Source organism: Prevotella sp. AM42-24, assembly GCF_003461825.1.
Taxonomy (GTDB): Bacteria; Bacteroidota; Bacteroidia; order Bacteroidales; family Bacteroidaceae; genus Prevotella; species Prevotella hominis.
The window spans coordinates 157,462-176,069 of the sequence record NZ_QTXV01000001.1 but is presented as its reverse complement, the minus strand read 5'-3'; the positions used below and the strand labels follow the sequence as shown (position 1 = coordinate 176,069).

General features: G+C 41.3%; 17 protein-coding genes. 6 read left to right on the top strand and 11 right to left on the bottom strand.

The genetic code is table 11. The features are described 5' to 3' along the window. Positions 1-8: 8 nt before the first annotated feature. From DW917_RS00785 to DW917_RS00760, 6 genes are all read right to left on the bottom strand, one after another. The gene (locus DW917_RS00785) at positions 9-1,871 is read right to left on the bottom strand and encodes an RNA-binding domain-containing protein (protein ID WP_118115553.1); all 1,863 of its coding nucleotides are present in this window, start codon (positions 1,869-1,871) and stop codon (positions 9-11) included. Between the two features lie 173 nt (positions 1,872-2,044). Continuing rightward, entirely contained in the window at positions 2,045-2,482 is a 438-nt protein-coding gene (locus tag DW917_RS00780) for a DUF6078 family protein (protein ID WP_199545450.1), read from the bottom strand. A 50-nt stretch (positions 2,483-2,532) separates the two neighbouring features. Next, a complete protein-coding gene (locus DW917_RS00775; RefSeq protein WP_118115551.1) occupies positions 2,533-6,474 on the bottom strand; it encodes an Eco57I restriction-modification methylase domain-containing protein in 3,942 nt (1,313 codons plus the stop codon). Positions 6,475-6,495: 21 nt separating this feature from the next. Beyond that, entirely contained in the window at positions 6,496-7,680 is a 1,185-nt protein-coding gene (locus tag DW917_RS00770) for a restriction endonuclease subunit M (RefSeq protein WP_118115549.1), read from the bottom strand. A gap of 25 nt (positions 7,681-7,705) precedes the next feature. After that, on the bottom strand, positions 7,706-8,740 hold the full coding sequence (locus DW917_RS00765) for a YafY family protein (RefSeq protein ID WP_118115547.1): 1,035 nt from the start codon (positions 8,738-8,740) through the stop codon (positions 7,706-7,708). Between the two features lie 20 nt (positions 8,741-8,760). Next, on the bottom strand, positions 8,761-8,991 hold the full coding sequence (locus DW917_RS00760) for a helix-turn-helix transcriptional regulator (RefSeq protein ID WP_118115545.1): 231 nt from the start codon (positions 8,989-8,991) through the stop codon (positions 8,761-8,763). A 326-nt stretch (positions 8,992-9,317) separates the two neighbouring features. Between DW917_RS00760 and DW917_RS00755 the strand changes: the two genes are divergently transcribed. From DW917_RS00755 to DW917_RS00730, 6 genes are all read left to right on the top strand, one after another. Continuing rightward, a complete protein-coding gene (locus DW917_RS00755; RefSeq protein WP_370453497.1) occupies positions 9,318-9,704 on the top strand; it encodes a hypothetical protein in 387 nt (128 codons plus the stop codon). Positions 9,705-9,751: 47 nt separating this feature from the next. After that, positions 9,752-10,744 carry a hypothetical protein gene (locus tag DW917_RS00750; protein WP_118115543.1) on the top strand — a complete coding sequence of 331 codons (993 nt, stop codon included), beginning with the start codon at positions 9,752-9,754 and terminating at the stop codon, positions 10,742-10,744. Positions 10,745-10,894: 150 nt separating this feature from the next. Further along, the gene (locus tag DW917_RS00745; RefSeq protein WP_118115540.1) at positions 10,895-11,233 is read left to right on the top strand and encodes a hypothetical protein; all 339 of its coding nucleotides are present in this window, start codon (positions 10,895-10,897) and stop codon (positions 11,231-11,233) included. A 60-nt stretch (positions 11,234-11,293) separates the two neighbouring features. Further along, positions 11,294-12,268: a DUF6578 domain-containing protein gene (locus DW917_RS00740; protein ID WP_118115538.1), complete on the top strand. Its 975-nt coding sequence runs from the start codon at positions 11,294-11,296 to the stop codon at positions 12,266-12,268. 58 nt (positions 12,269-12,326) lie between these two features. Beyond that, on the top strand, positions 12,327-13,181 hold the full coding sequence (locus tag DW917_RS00735; protein ID WP_158570047.1) for a hypothetical protein: 855 nt from the start codon (positions 12,327-12,329) through the stop codon (positions 13,179-13,181). Positions 13,182-13,323: 142 nt separating this feature from the next. Continuing rightward, a complete protein-coding gene (locus DW917_RS00730; RefSeq protein WP_147344095.1) occupies positions 13,324-13,896 on the top strand; it encodes a hypothetical protein in 573 nt (190 codons plus the stop codon). 270 nt (positions 13,897-14,166) lie between these two features. Here the strand turns inward: DW917_RS00730 and DW917_RS00720 are convergent, their stop codons facing one another. The 5 genes from DW917_RS00720 to DW917_RS00700 are packed head-to-tail and all read right to left on the bottom strand — an operon-like array spanning position 14,167 to position 18,606. Further along, the gene (locus DW917_RS00720) at positions 14,167-14,688 is read right to left on the bottom strand and encodes a hypothetical protein (RefSeq protein ID WP_118115530.1); all 522 of its coding nucleotides are present in this window, start codon (positions 14,686-14,688) and stop codon (positions 14,167-14,169) included. Then, complete coding sequence (locus DW917_RS00715) at positions 14,685-15,218, bottom strand: lysozyme (protein WP_118115528.1); 534 nt, start codon at positions 15,216-15,218, stop codon at positions 14,685-14,687. Before DW917_RS00715 ends, DW917_RS00720 begins: the two co-directional genes overlap by 4 nt. After that, a complete protein-coding gene (locus DW917_RS00710; RefSeq protein WP_118115526.1) occupies positions 15,215-17,401 on the bottom strand; it encodes a type IV secretory system conjugative DNA transfer family protein in 2,187 nt (728 codons plus the stop codon). The genes DW917_RS00715 and DW917_RS00710 overlap by 4 nt, the downstream gene beginning before the upstream one ends. 36 nt (positions 17,402-17,437) lie before the next feature. Beyond that, positions 17,438-18,085, bottom strand: coding sequence for a DUF1566 domain-containing protein (locus tag DW917_RS00705; RefSeq protein WP_118115524.1), 648 nt, complete (start codon positions 18,083-18,085; stop codon positions 17,438-17,440). A 5-nt stretch (positions 18,086-18,090) separates the two neighbouring features. Then, the gene (locus DW917_RS00700) at positions 18,091-18,606 is read right to left on the bottom strand and encodes a hypothetical protein (RefSeq protein ID WP_118115522.1); all 516 of its coding nucleotides are present in this window, start codon (positions 18,604-18,606) and stop codon (positions 18,091-18,093) included. Between the last annotated feature and the right edge of the window lie 2 nt (positions 18,607-18,608).

Below are 18,608 nucleotides of genomic sequence, written 5' to 3'. Positions count from 1 at the left end.
CCCTCATTCTATTTTTCGAAACTCTCACTATTATTTACTACCCAATAACCAAATACTCTACCACCTTTTCTATGGATAAGATTCTTTTGTCTCAGGTGTTTAAGTATTTTGTAAACAGAGGTTTCACCTAAAGCCAATGTTTCACCTATTTCAGCATACGTAATATGAGCATTTTGTTTGATAAGGTTCAATACGTCATTTTCTGAGTTTGCAAGAGTCCTTTTTCCACTCTTAACCTCACATTCCTCATTCTTAACCTCACATTCCTCATTCTTAACCTCACTTTTCCCATTCTTAACCTCACATTCCTCATTCTTAACCTCACTTTTCCCATTCTTAACCTCACTCTTTACCTCACATCCGTTTTCAGGAGTGATTTCTTTATTTATATTATATGTGGTCCAGCGGTTTTTGCTTTCTTGGTTAAGCAGGTTTTTATCAACCATATTGTGCAGTAACTTGCCTATTTCCAAAGAGTTCATTCCAAGCATTTGCTGCAGCTCCATATTGCTTACACTATCACCATTCCAAACGTATGCCATTACTTGTTGCTCATTGGCAGTAAAGCTATTGTATGTTTCTTCGCCATAATAAGCTTTCATTTCTGCTAAAGTTGATGCAGGAAGAAGACTTACCATAGGCAATGTGAGATCTACCTGACGCAATTCTGTTCGATCTATCAAGATCGGTTTGCGCCAGTTTTGTTCCTTCCATGTCTTTAATATAGTTGGATAGCCACTACCGATGTTTTCGCCATAGCCAATCATACGTAGCATATTTTGTATTCGTGGATTTCTTGCTTTAGAATTACCACCATGCATGATGTCCTCCATTGGCAGTTTTAGCGAGCCTGGATTAGAGAAGAGAAATTCTTTCTCGTACTTCTCTATTTTCAGTACTCCAGTGATGAGTAGATCAGCGTGGATAATCATGTTGGTCAGAGCTTCACGTACAGCTTTATGTATAGGCGTGTCATCGATACGCTCCATACCTTCGAGTTTGAATGGACGTTTCAAATCTTGTGTGAGCTTGGCAATAACTCGCATAAAGAAGTTGAAAAGGTTGTTTTCCCATGTACCATCATATGTCAATCGGTCGCTCCAACGGCTATCTGTTTCTAAGTTGGTCTTGTCTATATAATCCATACGTATGTTGTCGAAGCGGTCACGCACAGGAAGTCCTTTGCCGAACATCATGAGTCCGGCAACGGTTAATCCCTCGCGATGCGTGTTTCTATCAAAAACATATCCTCCCATATTTCTCAGAAACTCTTTGTCGTCAAGTTGGTTGAAAGCATGATCCACATTTCTCACTTCAAAGCGGTTACGATAGGCATGTAGGGTAGGCATGTCTATGTCATTTAAGTCATAATTTTCTACCAATGTACCATCGTTGCCATTTTCATTGGCATCACGCAACATTGATTTAACTTCTTCATCTGTGCAATGATAGTCTCCTTCAAAGTTGCGCTTATACGAACCTCCTATCAGGTTCTTATTGATGTAGATAGGACGCATGGTATAGTTTGCCATTGGTACGTGTATGGCTATAATGTTTTTGCCATTATAGTCAATACATTCCACATTGTCCTCCATGAGAATATTACGACTTACCTTATCACTATTAATAGTGTCCCAAAATGATTTTAGGATTTTGTCGGTATCGTTAACTCCTGTCACTTCAAAACGTCCTTGCTCAATTGTATGGTTTCGGCGTTCCTTGATACCAAGTATAATAGTTCCGCCAATAGTGTTGGCAAAGGAAGAATAGGTTTCCCATACCGACTTTGGAAGCTCGTTTGTAGCTTCCTTATATTCTATGTTTATGCGCTCACCATAGAGCATCATATCGTTTATATCGTTTGATGTCATATTGTCTTATTTATGTTATGGTTTAACTTTTTTCCTCTTTCAATTACGCTTAGTACCGTTTTTCGTACCGCTTAACTGGTACTGGAGTTTATCTTAGGTGGTACTGGAGTATCAGGTAACTGACACCGTAGTAACACTTATGTGGTACTGACAAGGTACTTTGAAGGCATGAATCAGGCACTCCAATTGATGTGTTCCTCGTATTTATCGAAGTCCATTTTGGAGTCTGCTCCTACCTTTTCAAGCATCAGTCTTATCACTTCTTGCTCCTCAGGTGGAAGAAGAATGTCACCACGTCTGCGCTTAAAATATTGGTTGCGTCCGAAGTGGAGTATGAGTGTAGTCATGAACTGGTCATACTGCTGTGGGTACATACGCTTTTGGAAGTTGGTGAATCCTTTGGCGAATATCACAGGCTTTTTATCCCGATAGTATGTACATGCCTCGTCCTTGCTGCATCTGGTGGGATTGATCAGACGCACATACTCTTCATTCTGTTCCAGCAACATAGAGTAGGCTACCTGATGCAAGCAGGTAGCTGCCATAGGGCAGTTGCTATGCTCACATACAGGATAGTTTATCGGTAAAGACGTATATTCTTTCTTTGGCATAATCTACTTTTTTTAATACCGTTGTTCTTGAAGAATCACTCGAGAGGGAATTAGTCCATCGGCTTAATCAACGACTCGATGTACTCTCGTTCAAAGAGGTCCAAGCCATATTTCTCGTATAAGTCCTCATCTGTCCAGGTTTTGCTAAAATCTAATAAAGGTACAAATTGGTAAACTGCCGCTGTCGCATGATGTCCTGATTTTGATAGACTTATTAAAAATCTAACAAATTTTGTTTGTAGGTAGCCTATGAGATTTTGACATTCTGTTTTTGTCAAGTTTAAATCGGCTCCTATTACAAGATATGTCTCAGTACAAATACTATTAGGTTCAGAGATAAAAGCATTGAGATTATCATCATTTAACTCAGTTCCTATATTGTTGGCATATGGAGTAATGACCTTATATTTGTCTATCCATCCATTGTTCTTCTTTATTAGTTTTCTTTCAACATATCCTATACAATGTCCTTTTCCATAACACAAGAGAGGATTTGTAAGTTCATCTGAAGACTGTTTATATTGACTGTTTTTGATAAAATCTGTAGGTAAGTCGAATGGTTTACGAGCTGACACAATTGATTTTATACTTGAAAAGTCTTTATTCCTTATTTTTTCTATTATAGAAATAGCTTCATAACTACGAATAAATGTATCAATATTGTCTAATTTAAGAAAGCGCATTTTATCACAGATTACGCCATTATTTCCATGACTAATAACTCGAGTCTTTTTTTCTTGAGAATCATACATAATATCCCATAGAAAATAGCAAATACCTCCTCGTATATTAGTATGAGGAAAAACGTTTTCAGGATTTGTAAAATCATCAAGTCGCTTTATATGCTTATCTTCTAACATACTTACTCTAAACTCATCTAAGCCTTTTCCTCCGCTATACCAACGGGCTGGCATAATTATAGATATATAATTAGGAAGCATTTTTTTTGCTAAATTGACAAATAAATTATAAACAGGCGTTGCACTTGCTTGTGCGCCACCATCCATAATCTGATACGGTGGATTTCCCACCACAGCATTAAATTTCATTTCTTGCTTACTTGAATTGCCCTTCCAGAAACCAACAGACTTCAGTTCTTTTACGAGTCCTTCCTGGTCCTTAGAAGCACGTTCGATTAATTGTACGTTTTTGATATTCGCTTTTTGGTCAACCTGACGGAAACCAAAGAGGGTGCGGCGAGTGATACCCACAGCCATAGGAGTATTGCAGATAACATACATGTTATCCTTTACAATATCATCCCATACCACTTGTTCTTCCTGCACGCTGACCGTCTCTTTGTCGATGCATTCCGCCTTGATGTATTCATCCAAGCGACGACGGAAGAGAGAGTAGGTGACATAAAGAGGGTAGAGACCAGTCTTCGAATTGATTTCCAATATCCTTGTCTGAACTTCTCCTGCAAGGTCAACATTGTCAAACAGTTGACGGGTTACAACGCCCTGGTCAACATAACGAGGTGTGTCGAGTACTCCTGTCTTTTCGTCAAAAGTTTCGTCGTACCAGCACCAACCGCCAATCGTGTCACTCATGTGCATATTTACTACACGCCAAGGAGTAAGCACCGTCTCTTTATCAGGATTGCGAAAATAAGAGAAAATCTCCGTAATCTGACGGATGCGTTCATCGATATGCATGAAGTCTGCCTCACGAGTAAGGGCACGGTATTTCTTACCCGCTTCCTCGAAACGGGTAGCATTGAAGCATTTACGAATTTTGTTGAAATCTTCCTTCGAGATTCCCTTCGGCATGAACTCAGTCCACGACTCATCCTTAATCTTTCGGGTGAAGTTGTCAACAGTCAGTTCGTCCTTAGGGTCTCCTGCATCAGCACCGCCATACATCAGCAACGGAATACGGAGCGCAATACCACGGATATTGGTCATACGCTTTTTAAACTCCTCACGCTCTTCCTTTGCCTTCTCACGTCGGGCAATACGCTCAGCTTCTTCCTTCAGCCACTGCTCACGCTCTTCATCAGACATAGCTTCCCATTTTGCCTTGAACTCCTCGTCCTTCTTCAGCTTTTCTTCAGCTTTTTTCTTGGCTTCTGCTTTCTTCTGGCGAATCTTTTCCTCCCATTCGGCACGCTGTTCATCGGTCATGTGGCTCAGATCAACGGTATCTTTCGCATCCTTGCGCTTTTCGTCAGGAGCCTTGCCTCCATGCTCACCAATATGATTGATGATTTCAGGATTCACCTTGTTCAGTTCGTCCTGGTTGTAGAGGCATGGGTCGTCAAAGCCTTTACGTACCAGTCGGTCGATAAACACATTCTCCAACTGCTTGTAGATGTCATTGACATCCATTGCGCTCATCTTGCCTCCATCCATAGAAAGAACAGGACAAAGCTCGATAAATTCACGAACAGTCTCCTTGTCGCGCATTTCCTGCGTCTTCTCTTCATCGCCTTCCTGCGTCTTCTTCTCCTTAGCTGTAGCCATAGAAGAGAACTTTGCAGTTTCAGCCACAATTTTCAAGGTGCGGTCGGGCGCAAAGTCGAATACATAACATTCTTTCTTAATCTTACCTTCATGAGTCTTGTATGGAGACTGCACACGGAAGATGGTCTGCATGTAAGTGGCAGCACGGTCGCCACCTTTCAGATAGAACACGGCAGTCCAAGGCGCTACAGTAACGCCTGTAGTCAGACGGCCACAGGATATGGTAATGGTAGAAGTCTTCTCTGGATTGTCGCCAATCGCTTTAAGCACTTTGTCGAGCGCATTCTCATTCTGTTCGTCAGTATCGCTTCTACCTGCTACATTCACAACATCGAAGTGACGGAAAATCTTATGCTCTTTCAGAAGTTGCTCCAAAGCTGCCGCTTCGTTGACATGAGATACTACCCAAAGTGTATGACGGAACATCTGGCGATATTCAGGTTTTGAGAACGGAAAATTATTCTCGTCATCCTTTATGCTGAGTAAATTCAAGAACTCAGATACTTCCGGCTCATGCACAAAACGGCCTTTAGCACCCTCTGGCATAGATGCTTTGTCGGCTTTAGGATTACCAGTCCATGTACGGAAGAATTCAGGGAACGAGAATACGCCAGTCTGGTCCAGGATATTATCGATATTCTTGGTAATGTCGTAGGTGAAGATATTCATCTTCGGCAGTTCAGCGTACGGATTCTTCTCCTTGGGATGTTCCAAGTCCCAGTTATGCTTGGCTGTTTGCTCGGCAATATAGTCCCAGGTGTAGATTTCATCCTCTTTGAAATCCTCATAGAGATTGAAAGGAGTTCCAGAGAGATAGAGCATCTTGGTTTTCTCTTTCTTCAGAAAGTCCCGGATGACACCTTTGCCCAATGAGGTAAGAGTTCCCTCGTGAGCCTCGTCAATAATAATTAAATCCCAGTCGGTTTTCAGAATGTCAGCTTTCAGCTTCTCGTTCGATGCGGAAGTTGTGTTGCCAACACCTGCATTTTTTGCCTGAGTCTTACTATTAACAAGTTCCGAGAGACGAATATATTGCATGGAAACGAAGAAGGCATAATGATTGCCTGGAGTCTCGACAAAGCTTTCTAAATCATAGTAGTTACCTACAGTCTCACTCTCATCATCCGAACGCATACCGAAACCATAGGTTTTGTGGATGTCGCTGTTGCCTTTTACCTTAGGCTCAGAACTTTTGCTGCCCACAACCTGTTTGAAGGCTTGGAGCCAACTTTCTCCTACTACAGGGCGGTGGGTGATGATAAGGGTGCGCTTCACATCCAGTTCGCGCATAAGCTGCATGGCACAGATGGTCTTGCCGAAACGCATCTTGGCATTCCAGAGGAACTGTCGATATTCTGGAAGAACTTCATACTGGTATTCACCACGTCTTCCACTTCTTTTACAGAAACGCTCCTTCGCTTGGTCGATTGCGTCCCTTTGCTCAGAACGAAGAGTGATAAGGTCGTCGGCAAACAGGTCATCCTGCATGCCGGTCTTTATTTCTTCAAGGGTTGAGTACGTTGCCATAATTATGTTTGTTATTTGTTATTATTCGTTGTTTACTAACGACTCGAAGGTCTGTTTGATAGCCGACTTGTCGTGAAAGTCTATATTTCTCAGCGTTGACTTCTGAAGGTTGATACCTTTAATGAAGTCTTTTATTCGGCAGAACCGCTCAAAGGATGGATATTCTTTGTGGATTAATCCATCTCTCTCAGCATCCAATTTTTTCTCGGCTTCTGGAGTTCTGAATATTCCCAAATCAGACTTTTTCTTTTCAAAGTCTTGAATAATCCGTATTTTCTCTTCTGAAGACAACTCCTTAGGCGTATGCCCTGGAAGTCCGTATGTCAATCCATCCATCTGCCACACGTTCCAGGAGATAATGTAAGCAGCACCTGGCATCATACGCATCTTATTTTGGTTGAACTTCTTTTCACCAAACCGAGCGATATAATGCTCTTCGAATGTAAAGAAGAGAGCTTCTCTGGCAAGTAGAAGGTTATCGCCTTGCCATTCGAAACCGTAAGTTGCACGGAGAGCGATCTTAGCCCAAAGAATCCAATCCTTGGAGTCCTTCGTATTCTCGGAAACGATTCGGAGTTTACGGTCAAGCATTCCTATGCGATATTTCACATTTTCGTTATACTCACCGGTAACGGCATCATATCTGTTACAGAGGTATGGAGCTTCACCACAGGTAATTTCCAGACGGGTATCTGCCACATAGTCTTTCCAGGTCTTACCTTCAGGAAACTCAATTTTCTCCTCATTGTTAATCCACTTCTGAGGGTTCTCTGGGTCGGGCGAATTGAAGAGTCCTTCTTTTCTGCCGAACCATTCTTCATCTATGAGATTGTTCTGTGCATTGCAAATCCATGCAGGAGTAAATACTTCTGCCTTATCCTTGGCACGTTGCGTCTGTTCTTCTTTCGACTTCACGGCACGTGGTCGGATAATCTCCTGGTAATTGCCTTTCTCTTCAGGATTTTTTTTGACCAACTCATTGTATTGCTCCTTCGTAATCACCTTGCCTTCTTTCGAGGCATAGGATGTAATCTTGTCGAGCGTGATAGGTGCAAAGAAAGTAAAATCCTCTCCGTAGTCAGCATACGAATCTGTTGCCCAGTAGATATTCTGCTGAGTGGTATGATCTTTCAGAAGATTCATACAAACCTTCTCTCCGTAGCTGTGGAGGAGTTGGTTCTCACTTATGTCTGCGTCATTTATCATTGTTTATAATATAATTGCAAAATTATCATTCTATGTTGCAGTCTTTCTGCACTGTTGAATATTTTTTCAATAAATTCTCAATTTTCTCAGCAATTTGCCGCCTCAACCACTCAGGTTTGAGTACTTCAACCTGATTTCCGTATGAAAAGATGCGTGCTTCAAGTTCCTTGTTGGGACGAACCATGAGTTTGATAATGTGCTGTTCTTCGTCTTCAATCTCCTGTGAAGGATGGATTGGCTTATTCACCACGTAAGGGAAACGCGCTTCGTCAAACTTCAACAGTACTTCCTCTGCCACTGGATGGTCTTCGGGTAATGTTACTCCAACGATGTCCTTGAAATACTCATTGAAGTCTATTCCCGTATTGGGAATAAACGGCACATTGGCACGTGAAAACTTCACGATACGGTCAAGGGCTTTATTGGTGATGTAATTGCCATGACTACCTTCCTGCAATCCGATGAGGAACCAGCGGTTATTGAATTGCTTGATATGGTAAGGATGGAGGATGGCTGTTCTTTCATTGCCAGCGAAAGTGCGATAGAGCAAATTCAAAGGCTGATGATTCAATGCGGATTCTATCAGTTCTCCCAAGAATTCTGTTCCCTTCAGCAGATCATTGTGGTCAAATGACACGATATTCTCTGTATTGGGCTTGACACCAAAACGGAATTCGAGATTTGAGATAACATCTTCCAACCATGCGTTACTCGGCACACCACGGAAACGACTTAGTATGTCGATAGTGGAGCGAAGAGACTTTATTTCTTCGGCTGTCAACTCATTATTAAAGATGGAGAAGCTTGGGTCTGAATAACGGTAGTAACTTTTCCTCCCATCGAAGGGATATGTTTCGATAGGGGCATTGTAGGTGACTCTATCTCTCATATACTTGATGTCTTCACGAATCTGACGGATGCTGACCTGGGAGCCATAGAGATCCATGAGGGACTCATTGACCGTGTCAAGGAGGTCCTCAATACTATATGTTCTATGAAAGTCGCTAAAGCATCTGTCCAGTATCCGGTAGCGCAGTTGTGCATTCTTGTTTGTTGGCATAGAGTCTTTCCTTAATTAGTTCATTTATCTGTTTTTATAGTAACGACATTGTCCAGTCTGACAAGGTCGTTCATGTCGCATTTGAGACAGCGAGCTATCTCAATCAAATTCTCTAAAGTTGGTTGTGATGTATTGGTGACCCACTTTGATATTGTAGCAGGATCTTTACCGAGCATCTCAGCCAGTTGCTTGTTGGTTAGCATGCGTTCAGCAAGCATCACCTTAATACGATTTAGAGGTTGTTTCTCCATATTTCTTGTTTTTATATATTATCAATATGCAAAAATAAGGTTTTTTCTTCGAAAAACAGACATTTTTCATAAAAATAACACTCCTAAAGCAAATAAATTGATATTTTCGTCATGTTATTCGAAAAAATATTGTATTTTTGCATTTGAAGGGCGTCTTTTTTCTGAGAGTGCAGATAGATTGCATAATGGCTTTCTACTTTTGCATCCAGATTGTAACAGTTAGACCTTTAGGTCTTAATATTAACAAAATCATAAGAACGATGGAAAAGACGAACATCTACACAGATGAAGAGCGTTATTGGATGACTGGAGGTAATACAGGAACATTGCCTACACGTATCATCCCATCTGTGATTTACAGCTTGGCACCAAACGAGATCTTCGTGTTTGGAAGCAATGCGCTGGGTATGCACCATGCTGGTGCTGCTCGTGTGGCCTACAATGAGTTTGGTGCAGAATGGGGGAATGGTGAAGGATTGCAAGGTCAGTCGTACTCGATTCCCACGATGGAGGGTGAGCATAATACAAAGCTTGCCATCATGAGATTTACGCAATATGCCAGGGAGCATCCAGAACTAAAGTTTCTAGTAACTCCTGTTGGCTGCGGTATCGCTGGATATACTCCAGAAGAGATTGCTCCTATGTTTGTGGATGCAGCTTACTTGGAGAATGTGTATTTACCCATCAGCTTTTGGAAGGTGCTGATGAAATGATATGATGTCATTATCATATAAGTTAAATTTTAAGTTTGGATGGAACAATGGAACTTGTAGTTATTATATATGGAATAGCATGGATCATAGTGCTATTATACCTTCTATATATTCATTTCACGGAGAAAGATAAATTATTTCGCCGCGATAACTGGAAGCTCAGTCTTTTTGTAATTACTTTTGCCCCAATCTTATTTTTGGTTATGCTTTTGTGCATTCCCATTTCTTGCATTTGGGATAGGAAAGGAAAGACAGATGCATTAAAGAAAGAGGAACGAGAACGGGAAATGGAAAAAGAGCAAGTAAAGAAAAAACAGGCTGTTGAAAATTTCAAAGAATGCCATGATTCTTTGGTGGATGCAACTGTAATCGAGCAGATTGGCAGAAATTTGCTGAGTATAAATTTTGACAAGCATAGAATTCCGGAAGAATTGCAAATGATGGTTGTTGGTAAAAGAATCCCTACTGACCAAGAAAAGATATTTGGTGTGTTAGACAAAATAAAATTATTGGAAGGCTATAGTTTGGAACTCGAGTATCCTGATGGTAGCGGAATTGGTGGACGTACTTACATCAATATCAAGGAACCAAATGGAAACTTAAGCAAAAAGTTTTTGGATTTCATGATTGTTGATGACTCACTATTGGGGGCTTTACAGGTGTATTTAATAAGTAAGCTGTGGCACTATCTTCCAATGCATTGGCATGGGTATTATGATCGGAGGTTCTGTGTTTTCTCCAAAGATGATCTTTTAAATATCAAAATCCGAGCGAGAAGAACAAGTCGTGAACGTCCTCCTAAACCGACCAATGAATTTGCTGACGTTAATGGCCTTCCCGAGGAAGCCTTGGCTTGTGATGTGACTCCTAAAGTTACTCGATATGAGGATAAGTATTATGTCAGTTGCTGTTACTGGTCTGAGTTTGGAGGTCTGATCCGTGAACTTGTTGAAATCAAGATTGAAAACAACAAGGTTGCAGAATTTCTGGATGCAAACCGAGAAGCCCTTTATAGATACCATTGTGGTATTAGGTATTAATTGGTTTGGCATAAGTCGAAATGATTATCCATTTAAGAGACAAGGAATAATTCATAGGCATACTTTGAAATTATGGGAGGTTTTAAACAGAAGCTATCCCTGAAGGTATCAGTATTGATAATGTCTTTGTGGAATTAAACGTTGATTACAATGAAGAAGTGTAAATTTGATATAGAAGCGTTTTTTGGAATACCTTTTGATTATGAAAATTGGTATGAAAGTATGATAGTGGAATTAACTGATGAACAGTTTGACCGTTATTGTGAAGCTTTGCGTCGATGGAAGGCAACTGATGAGTGGAAAAACTGGAACGACGAAAATGGTCATGACTACTTCATAAAGAGGGATTTACCTGATATTTGGCAGTTACTTCAGGAGCAGTTAGCTAAAGTAGCACCAGTTATTTGGGATGAACGTATTATTGGTTACTTAGATCAGATTAACGTTTATACAGCAGATGAAATATATGAAAGTATCAGGGATATTTGATGCTTTTTCTATTTCTAATTGAGAAATTTATATGGAATTTTTAAAGAAAGTAATAAAAATATGAGTAAGTTTAAAATACATGTTCAGCATATATCCTATGGTTGGTGTGGCTTGGAATTGGTAATAGGTGACAAGCTTATCAAATGCAATGCTGGATACAGTGGGCCTAATCCGTTGGCCTCTTTGATTGAAATTTGCTTGGATTTTTTAACTTCCCAAAAAGAAGGTTATGAAAACAAGGGTTACATCGAAGAGACAAGAACTACCTGGCAAGAAGAGCCTGGTGATATTATTCTGGAGTTAAAACTATCCAAAAACAATAAGGTTTTGATGGATATAATAAAGCGAGACGATGATGAGAATGTTCTCGAAGAATGGCATGAGATTGTTTCTTTTGAAGATTTCAAAGTTGCTATTGTCTCGGAGGGTTTTCGTGTATTAAATGCTTTTGGACTTTTGGGCTACTATGCTGCATGGGCAAATCATGCAGATTTCCCTTTGGCCGCACTGCTTCGTCTTACAGGTAAACTTAAGTTGGATTGGAATGGAGACTATTGCTCAACAGATTTGTCAAAGGAAATAGAATGTCTCTCCAGTTATATCGAGAACATTCAAATCAAGGAAGAGACCCATTTCGATGAGTGCAAGATATACTACGAATCATGGCAGCTACAATGTTGTGGCGATCCATTTGCGGTAAATGATAAGGTGGATTGGACATGTATTATGCCTACGGAGTATAAAAATGCTCATGGTATAATTCTTGATTTTGAAGAAGAACATCATGGCTTCGCTACACATTCAATTAGCGGAACAGTTACTCAAATCATAGCTGAACGTAGTGAATTTCCTAAAGGAAAACGAGTCGTATATTATTCTCTTGCAGAAACCATTCAAGAGGAAATTTATGAGGCGAATGGTTATGAAAAAGAATTTAGCAGTGACGAAGAAACGGATAGAACATTTTGGGGGTATATTGTTACTCTCAAAGATGCAGTAGTTAAACCTTTATCAGAAACAGAAATCAAAACTTAATTGGTGTATAATTATGAGCAAAAGAACATATATTCGCATATCACCAGATATAGATGTTTTGTGCATAAATAGTGATAGCTGCTGTGCTAGTGCTTATGGCGACGAGATTTGTAACGATAGTCCTTGGCTGGGCCCTCGTTTCAGTATCGTCGTACCAGGAATAGAGGAATGGGTAAAGCGATATGAGTATGCAACAGACTTTGCTGAAACAACAACAGAACCTTCCTTTGACTGGATTTCATGGCATTATGAGGGATTATGTTTCGCTAAAGCAATCTGGGAGCAAATGCCAAGGTGTTACACGTTGTACTATGAACCACCATTCGAAGATCATAGTGGTACCTTAGGCGAAGTGATAATCGACGAGCATGTTGATAGTTTGATTGATCGTCTGCGTCCATTGGCAAAAAGAACAGCTTCGCCACTTTCAAGAAAGGACAATGTTGAATATAAGCTAGAACGAAAAGACCGTTGTATAGAAATTACATTCCGTATCAATAACTTGGTCTTTAACATACCTCTTTCTTTCAAATGTTTGACAGGCATTAAGCAATGGCTGAAAGAAATCATTGATACAAAGGATGGGGTGTGTACTATACAGTTATCTGGATATGATCTCCATTATGCACATCAAACCGTAGGCTCTCATCCAGAGATGGGTAGATTTTGGATATCTAAGAATTACCCGTACAATGACGAGTTTTGTGCTTACGTGGACACTATAGAATTCGTGAGAGGACTCTACCTTTCTTTGATGACAGAACTCGGTTTTGGACTATACGAGAATATTGACAACTATCCGGAAGGGGAAGAACGAAATCTTATATGGAAACCGTACAACGACCTTAAGTCTTACAAAATTGAGACTTATATTAGTGGTAATGAAATTTGCGAGGACGGCATTCAATCCTAAGTGTCCAGATAAAATTATTGATTATTAAGCAGTATTGCCTAGGATAATCGTTCCGCAGGAATAAATTGTTATTATGTTCACATTGAATATTCTTTCTTTGTTGCAAAGCTGTATTTATATAAAACATTAAACAGAATAAATTATGAAACAATTTTTATTGACTTTATTGCTGACATTTGCAGTCGGCATCGGATATGCCCAAACTGAGCATATGAAATTCAAAGGGATTCCTATGGAAGGAACTCTCCAAACATTTACAACAAAGTTGAAAACTAAGGGCTTTACACCAATTGGCATTCAGGATGGAGTATCTATGCTAACTGGTGAATTTGCGGGTTATAAAAATTGTACCATTGGTGCAATCGCTGATAAAAGTGGTATGATTTGCAAAGTGACAGTCATTTTTCCGAGTATGGATCAGTGGGGTGAGTTGGATAAATGTTATTCCGGGTATAAATCCATGCTGACGGAAAAGTATGGTGAACCGATAAAATGCGAGGAGTATTTCGATAAGCTTTATGATCGTGATGCTTCTTCCAAGATGTATGGAATAAAGTTCGATAATTATAAGTACTATTCAGTTTTTACCTGTGAACAAGGAGATATTCAACTTGAAATAGCTCATAATGATGTTTCGTCATGTTATGTGATGTTGAGTTATTTCGATAATGCGAATCAGGAGAAACTTAGAAAACAAATTATGGATGACCTATAATTTGTCGAAATGAAGAGCAGACTATTACATAGAACACTCTTCTTTCAGTCGTTTCACGAAATGCTCACATTGTGGGTCATTAAGGAATATACAATAGCGGCCACCTTCCTGTTTGTGTGGGCAACGACACAAGATAAGGTGGCCGTCTAAAGCTTTGCTATGCCAATCGTAACTCTTAGCACAATCCTTACAATGGTAGATTGTTGCAGTTGCGATTGGCTTTATTTGTTTCTTTCTTGGTTTGGGCATCAATCAATCTTTATAATTGTGTTATCGATGAAGACTTCTGGTTTCTTCTCTTTGTAGAAGAGTGTCGCTCATTGCAAATGAAGCAACAGTTCCACAGCCAAGTGCTCTGACAGCTGCCTTAGCGGTATTGCCTGTATCTACTACATTATCAATGAGATAAGGAGTACGGTTTGAAGGCAAGACTTTATGTCTGTAGAACCCCATATCTTCGGCAGAAAGCGTCTGGCCTCTTTTCTTGGCATCATATTGTGAGCCTCGCTCTATGCCACGGAGGGCTTCAACGATAGGGAGGTGAGTATATGACGAGATAGCCTTTGCCAACTGCATGGTCTGTTCGGCTTTGCCATGATGTCCTGGGATTGGAACGAGAACCGCATTTTGTGGTAACAGCTTTGCTATCTGTCGTGCAGCATAGTCTATGGCATCATTGTCTCCATCTTTCAGTTTATGAGCTACCCACCGGTTGATACCATCATAATATCTACCAGTGGATAGGAATGTAATACCATCTGAAACAGTTTTGATTGGTTCGCTTTCTGTCATGGAGTAAATAATAACATGAGTTCTGCATATCGTCTGCGCTCAATGGAAGGGATTCGTTTCCCTCGCCAATGGCAATGATTCACATAATCGTCTCTGATGTTCCGGTTACCAACTTCGAGTTTCTTTAAAACAGAACTTTTTGGGTATTTGCCCTTATATCCTGTCACCTTGTATGGCCCGATGTTATAGGATAAAGCGGCAAGGAGTAGGGAGTCCCGACCATAGGAACGAAACATAGCACATAGCTCTCTGAGGTCTTTACGAAGAAGCTGCTCTGCTTCACATGTTGACATATTAGCAGAGTAACGCTCTCCAGGTCTGAGCTTATGCCCATAACCAACATAAGGATAGTCCTTAGCTCGGTGCATGCCTTCGTAGAACCTAATGCAGCATACTGCACGCTCGAAAGGTGGCAACTCAAAAATGGAAGCCGACGTTGATGCCGGTCGCTCTGTCGGCATTCGAGCCTGGACATTCACAACCAGGCTCAGTGATATAAGCAGGAATAATATTATCTTTCTGAAAGTCATTTTATCTTGAATTTGTTTATCTCGTCAATCATATTCTTGACATCGAGGTTTACACTCACGAAATTCTGATATAGGATTCGTTCCTTGGCATCCTTGGATGGGAAGGTGTAGAACTTCGGTATCTTATAGTTCGCATAGTCAGCTTCTTCCTCTGCAATCTTCTTCATGTCGAAGTCTGTCTTGCAGTAGAACTTAGAAGTTTGGAACTCTGCTGATTCCTGGATATTCATGCTGTCACCTCGTCCGGTCTTGGTCTTAATGAAGTCACGAGCTGACTGACCGCATATCCAACCTGTAGGCATGTCTGAGATTTTACTGGCAGGAACAAGGCTGTCCATGTTCTCATTGAGATTGATGGAAGTCTTGTCACGGTCGATGGTCACACCTTTCTTTAACTGAACCACCTTTCCGAAGATGTCATTAGAGAGCCATTCCAAAGTCTCTTTTGCTCTTGCTGAACCACTCACCACGTTACCTACAGTTGTGATAACCTTCTGCATACCCACCTTTCCGTAGTCAGATTCAAGCTGTGGCAACTCCTGAAAACCCAGAGCCACGCTAACTTTGTTGCTTCGGGCAGTACCGATAAGTCGGTCAATCTTGTGGAAGTAGAGCGTAGGCAACTCGTCCACGATGATGCTGACAGGGATATTCTTACCCTGGCCAGTGTTGACACGGGTGACGAGGCGGTTCAGAATCAAAGCATTCAACGCACCAATAATACTTTCCATCTCTGGGTCGTTAGCGATGAGTAGATATGACGGATTCTTCGGATCTGACACCTTCAAGTCAAAATCATCACCATCCTTGTGGAATATCCAATAAGACTCCTTGGTAGCCAATCGGGAGGTATAGACACGGAGTGTACCAATCATACCTTCCAACTGTTCCATAGCCTTATTCTTCATGGCAGTCTGGAATGGGCCAAGGAGAGGAGCAACCTCTGGATCTGTTTCCAAAACCTCAAAGATAGTCTGGTAATCGAGATTGAGGAAAGAAAGGATATGTGGCATGTCACTGTACTTCCCAAGCCAATACTCTGGTTCCACCTCTCTGCCGGTATGGTCGAAGACTCTGCCAGTAGGTTTCGGACGATGAGTCTTTGGCTCTGTTGTCATCTCTGCAATAAGAGGATTGCCGTTTTTGTCGTATGGCACCTTCTTGTAGTTGACAAAGAAATAGATGCAAGCTGCCAGGAAGTTGACCGCTGATGTCTGGAAGAACTGGTCGCTACCGCCACCACCTTCCTTCTTACCTTTTTGCAGAGACTCCAAAAGGGTTTCTGCCGTTTCACTGGCTGCAGCAAGATTGCCGATGTATTTCTGCTGAATAGGATTCACACGTCTGGAGTATTCCACATCCACAAAGTTGATGATATTGAACTTGCATCCTTGTGGCACCTTCCCGGCTTTCAGGTTTATCTTGTAGTGATAATACAGCTTCTGCGCAAGAGTCGGGAACTTGTAATCATAGACAACCATAGCAAAGCCCTTTGCACTGTGCTGGCGGATGAACGGCTCAATGATGGAGAAAGTCTTACCGGAACCAGGAGTACCAACTACCCATGTTCCTCGGAAAGGATTCACGATATTCACCCAACCTTTGCGGAACTTGCCCTTGTAGTAATAGCGCATCGGGATGTTTACGCTATACTTGTTCTCCTGCAGTTCCTGGCATTGCTCAAAAGACTCGTTCTCGAAGTTGAAACGGTCTTTGAGCAATCCTTCCTTCAGGAACTTGGAGATATTGTCGAGGGCAACATGGATGCAGATGGTACCAAGAATGGAGACAGCCATGTAGAGCCAGATGTTAAGACTGATGGTATAGAACCTCATGTCCATACGATGACCGAAAAGCCATATAGACAGTATGGTAACGAACAGTCCACCCACCAACGGATAGAACACTTGACGACGAGCATCAAACTCCAAATGTTTCTTGTTTCGGGTGCCAATGCAAGTGATACAGATAAGCACGATGGTAGCAATCTTGCTCCATACGAGGTTGCCATCCATATAGATAAACCACCTCTTTACACGGCTATGAATGTCACAAACAATGCCACCCCAATAGTCAAGCAACGCTGGGTCTATAGCATACTCAAAGAACTCCACTATCAATGATAAGTATATCAGACAGCGGAATATCTTATACATGGTCTGTAATTCTTTTGTTTCCTCCATGAGACCTTATTCTTGTGTTATAGTGAATATTTAATACTAATTATATAAAGTGATGATAGGTCGGACTTTATGTACTTGCGTCTTTGGTGTTTCTTGAAGTGCCCCTGAAGCTAACGAGTATAGCCAGGCTTTGGTAGTTTCCTGGTCTTTAACCTCTGTCGATGTCCAATACCAACACTCATCCGGATTGTCTGGAATCACATCGCCTCCGCACTTGCGAATATACGTATTAACCGCACTGCGTGCTTGATACAAGAGTTTGATCTGAGCAACGGAAGGGATGTAGGCACTCTGACCATATTGCCACAGGTCGAAGACTGCTGAAGCTGCAGGCGAAGTGCCAGTAGAATACATGGCATGCGTATTTCCATTGCCATCGAATGCTGCAATATCAGCTGATGTGTTATGCTTCAATCCGAGAGAGTCTGAGTATGCAAACGGCTCAATGTCCTTTAGATAGACAGCATAGCCTGTGCCTTGGATGTCATCGTTCTGATTCACATAGAATACCACGGCTATAGGAGTCTTATTTTGGGACTTAACTTCCTCAAATCTTACGACTTTGCCATCTGTACAGAGAATGTCGCAGGTCTTCATTGCCGTATCAGGAAAGTCTCGATGCTCATCGCATGAGGCAAATGCTACTGCCATGAGAGTAGCACAAATGATATGTAGTATCTTCATTGTTGCTATTTCTTTAATGTGGGTATCTTGAATCCTATCACGATGCCAGTGCGAAACAAGTCTTCCCGTTTGGGAAGAGTGAGATCACATTTGGCTTGAACAAACAATCCCCACCCATGACGTAGGGCAAAATTATGCTCGTAACCGACATGCAAGCCACCGACAAACTTGTCAGTGTCACTGCCAGCACTTGCGCCAATTCGGAGGTTTCCGTAGTTGTTCCTGCCTCTTGCCACACAGGGTTTGTAGGCAGCGCCTATTCCCCATGTACGGTAGTTATTCCAAAAAGACTCAGGACAGACGTGTCCACATGATGCGCATTCATCCCATTTGATGTAACCGTTGATGAAGTACTCCCAAGCGTTGTGGTAGCGTGTTTCATGTTCCCATGAGATTGTGGCATCCAAGCCTCTCTGATATAAGGCTCCTGCACCAACGGATATTCGGTCGCTATGGCTCTGGGCGAATGATGAGACTGAAACGCACAGTCCCATCATCAATGACAAAATGTATTTCTTCATCG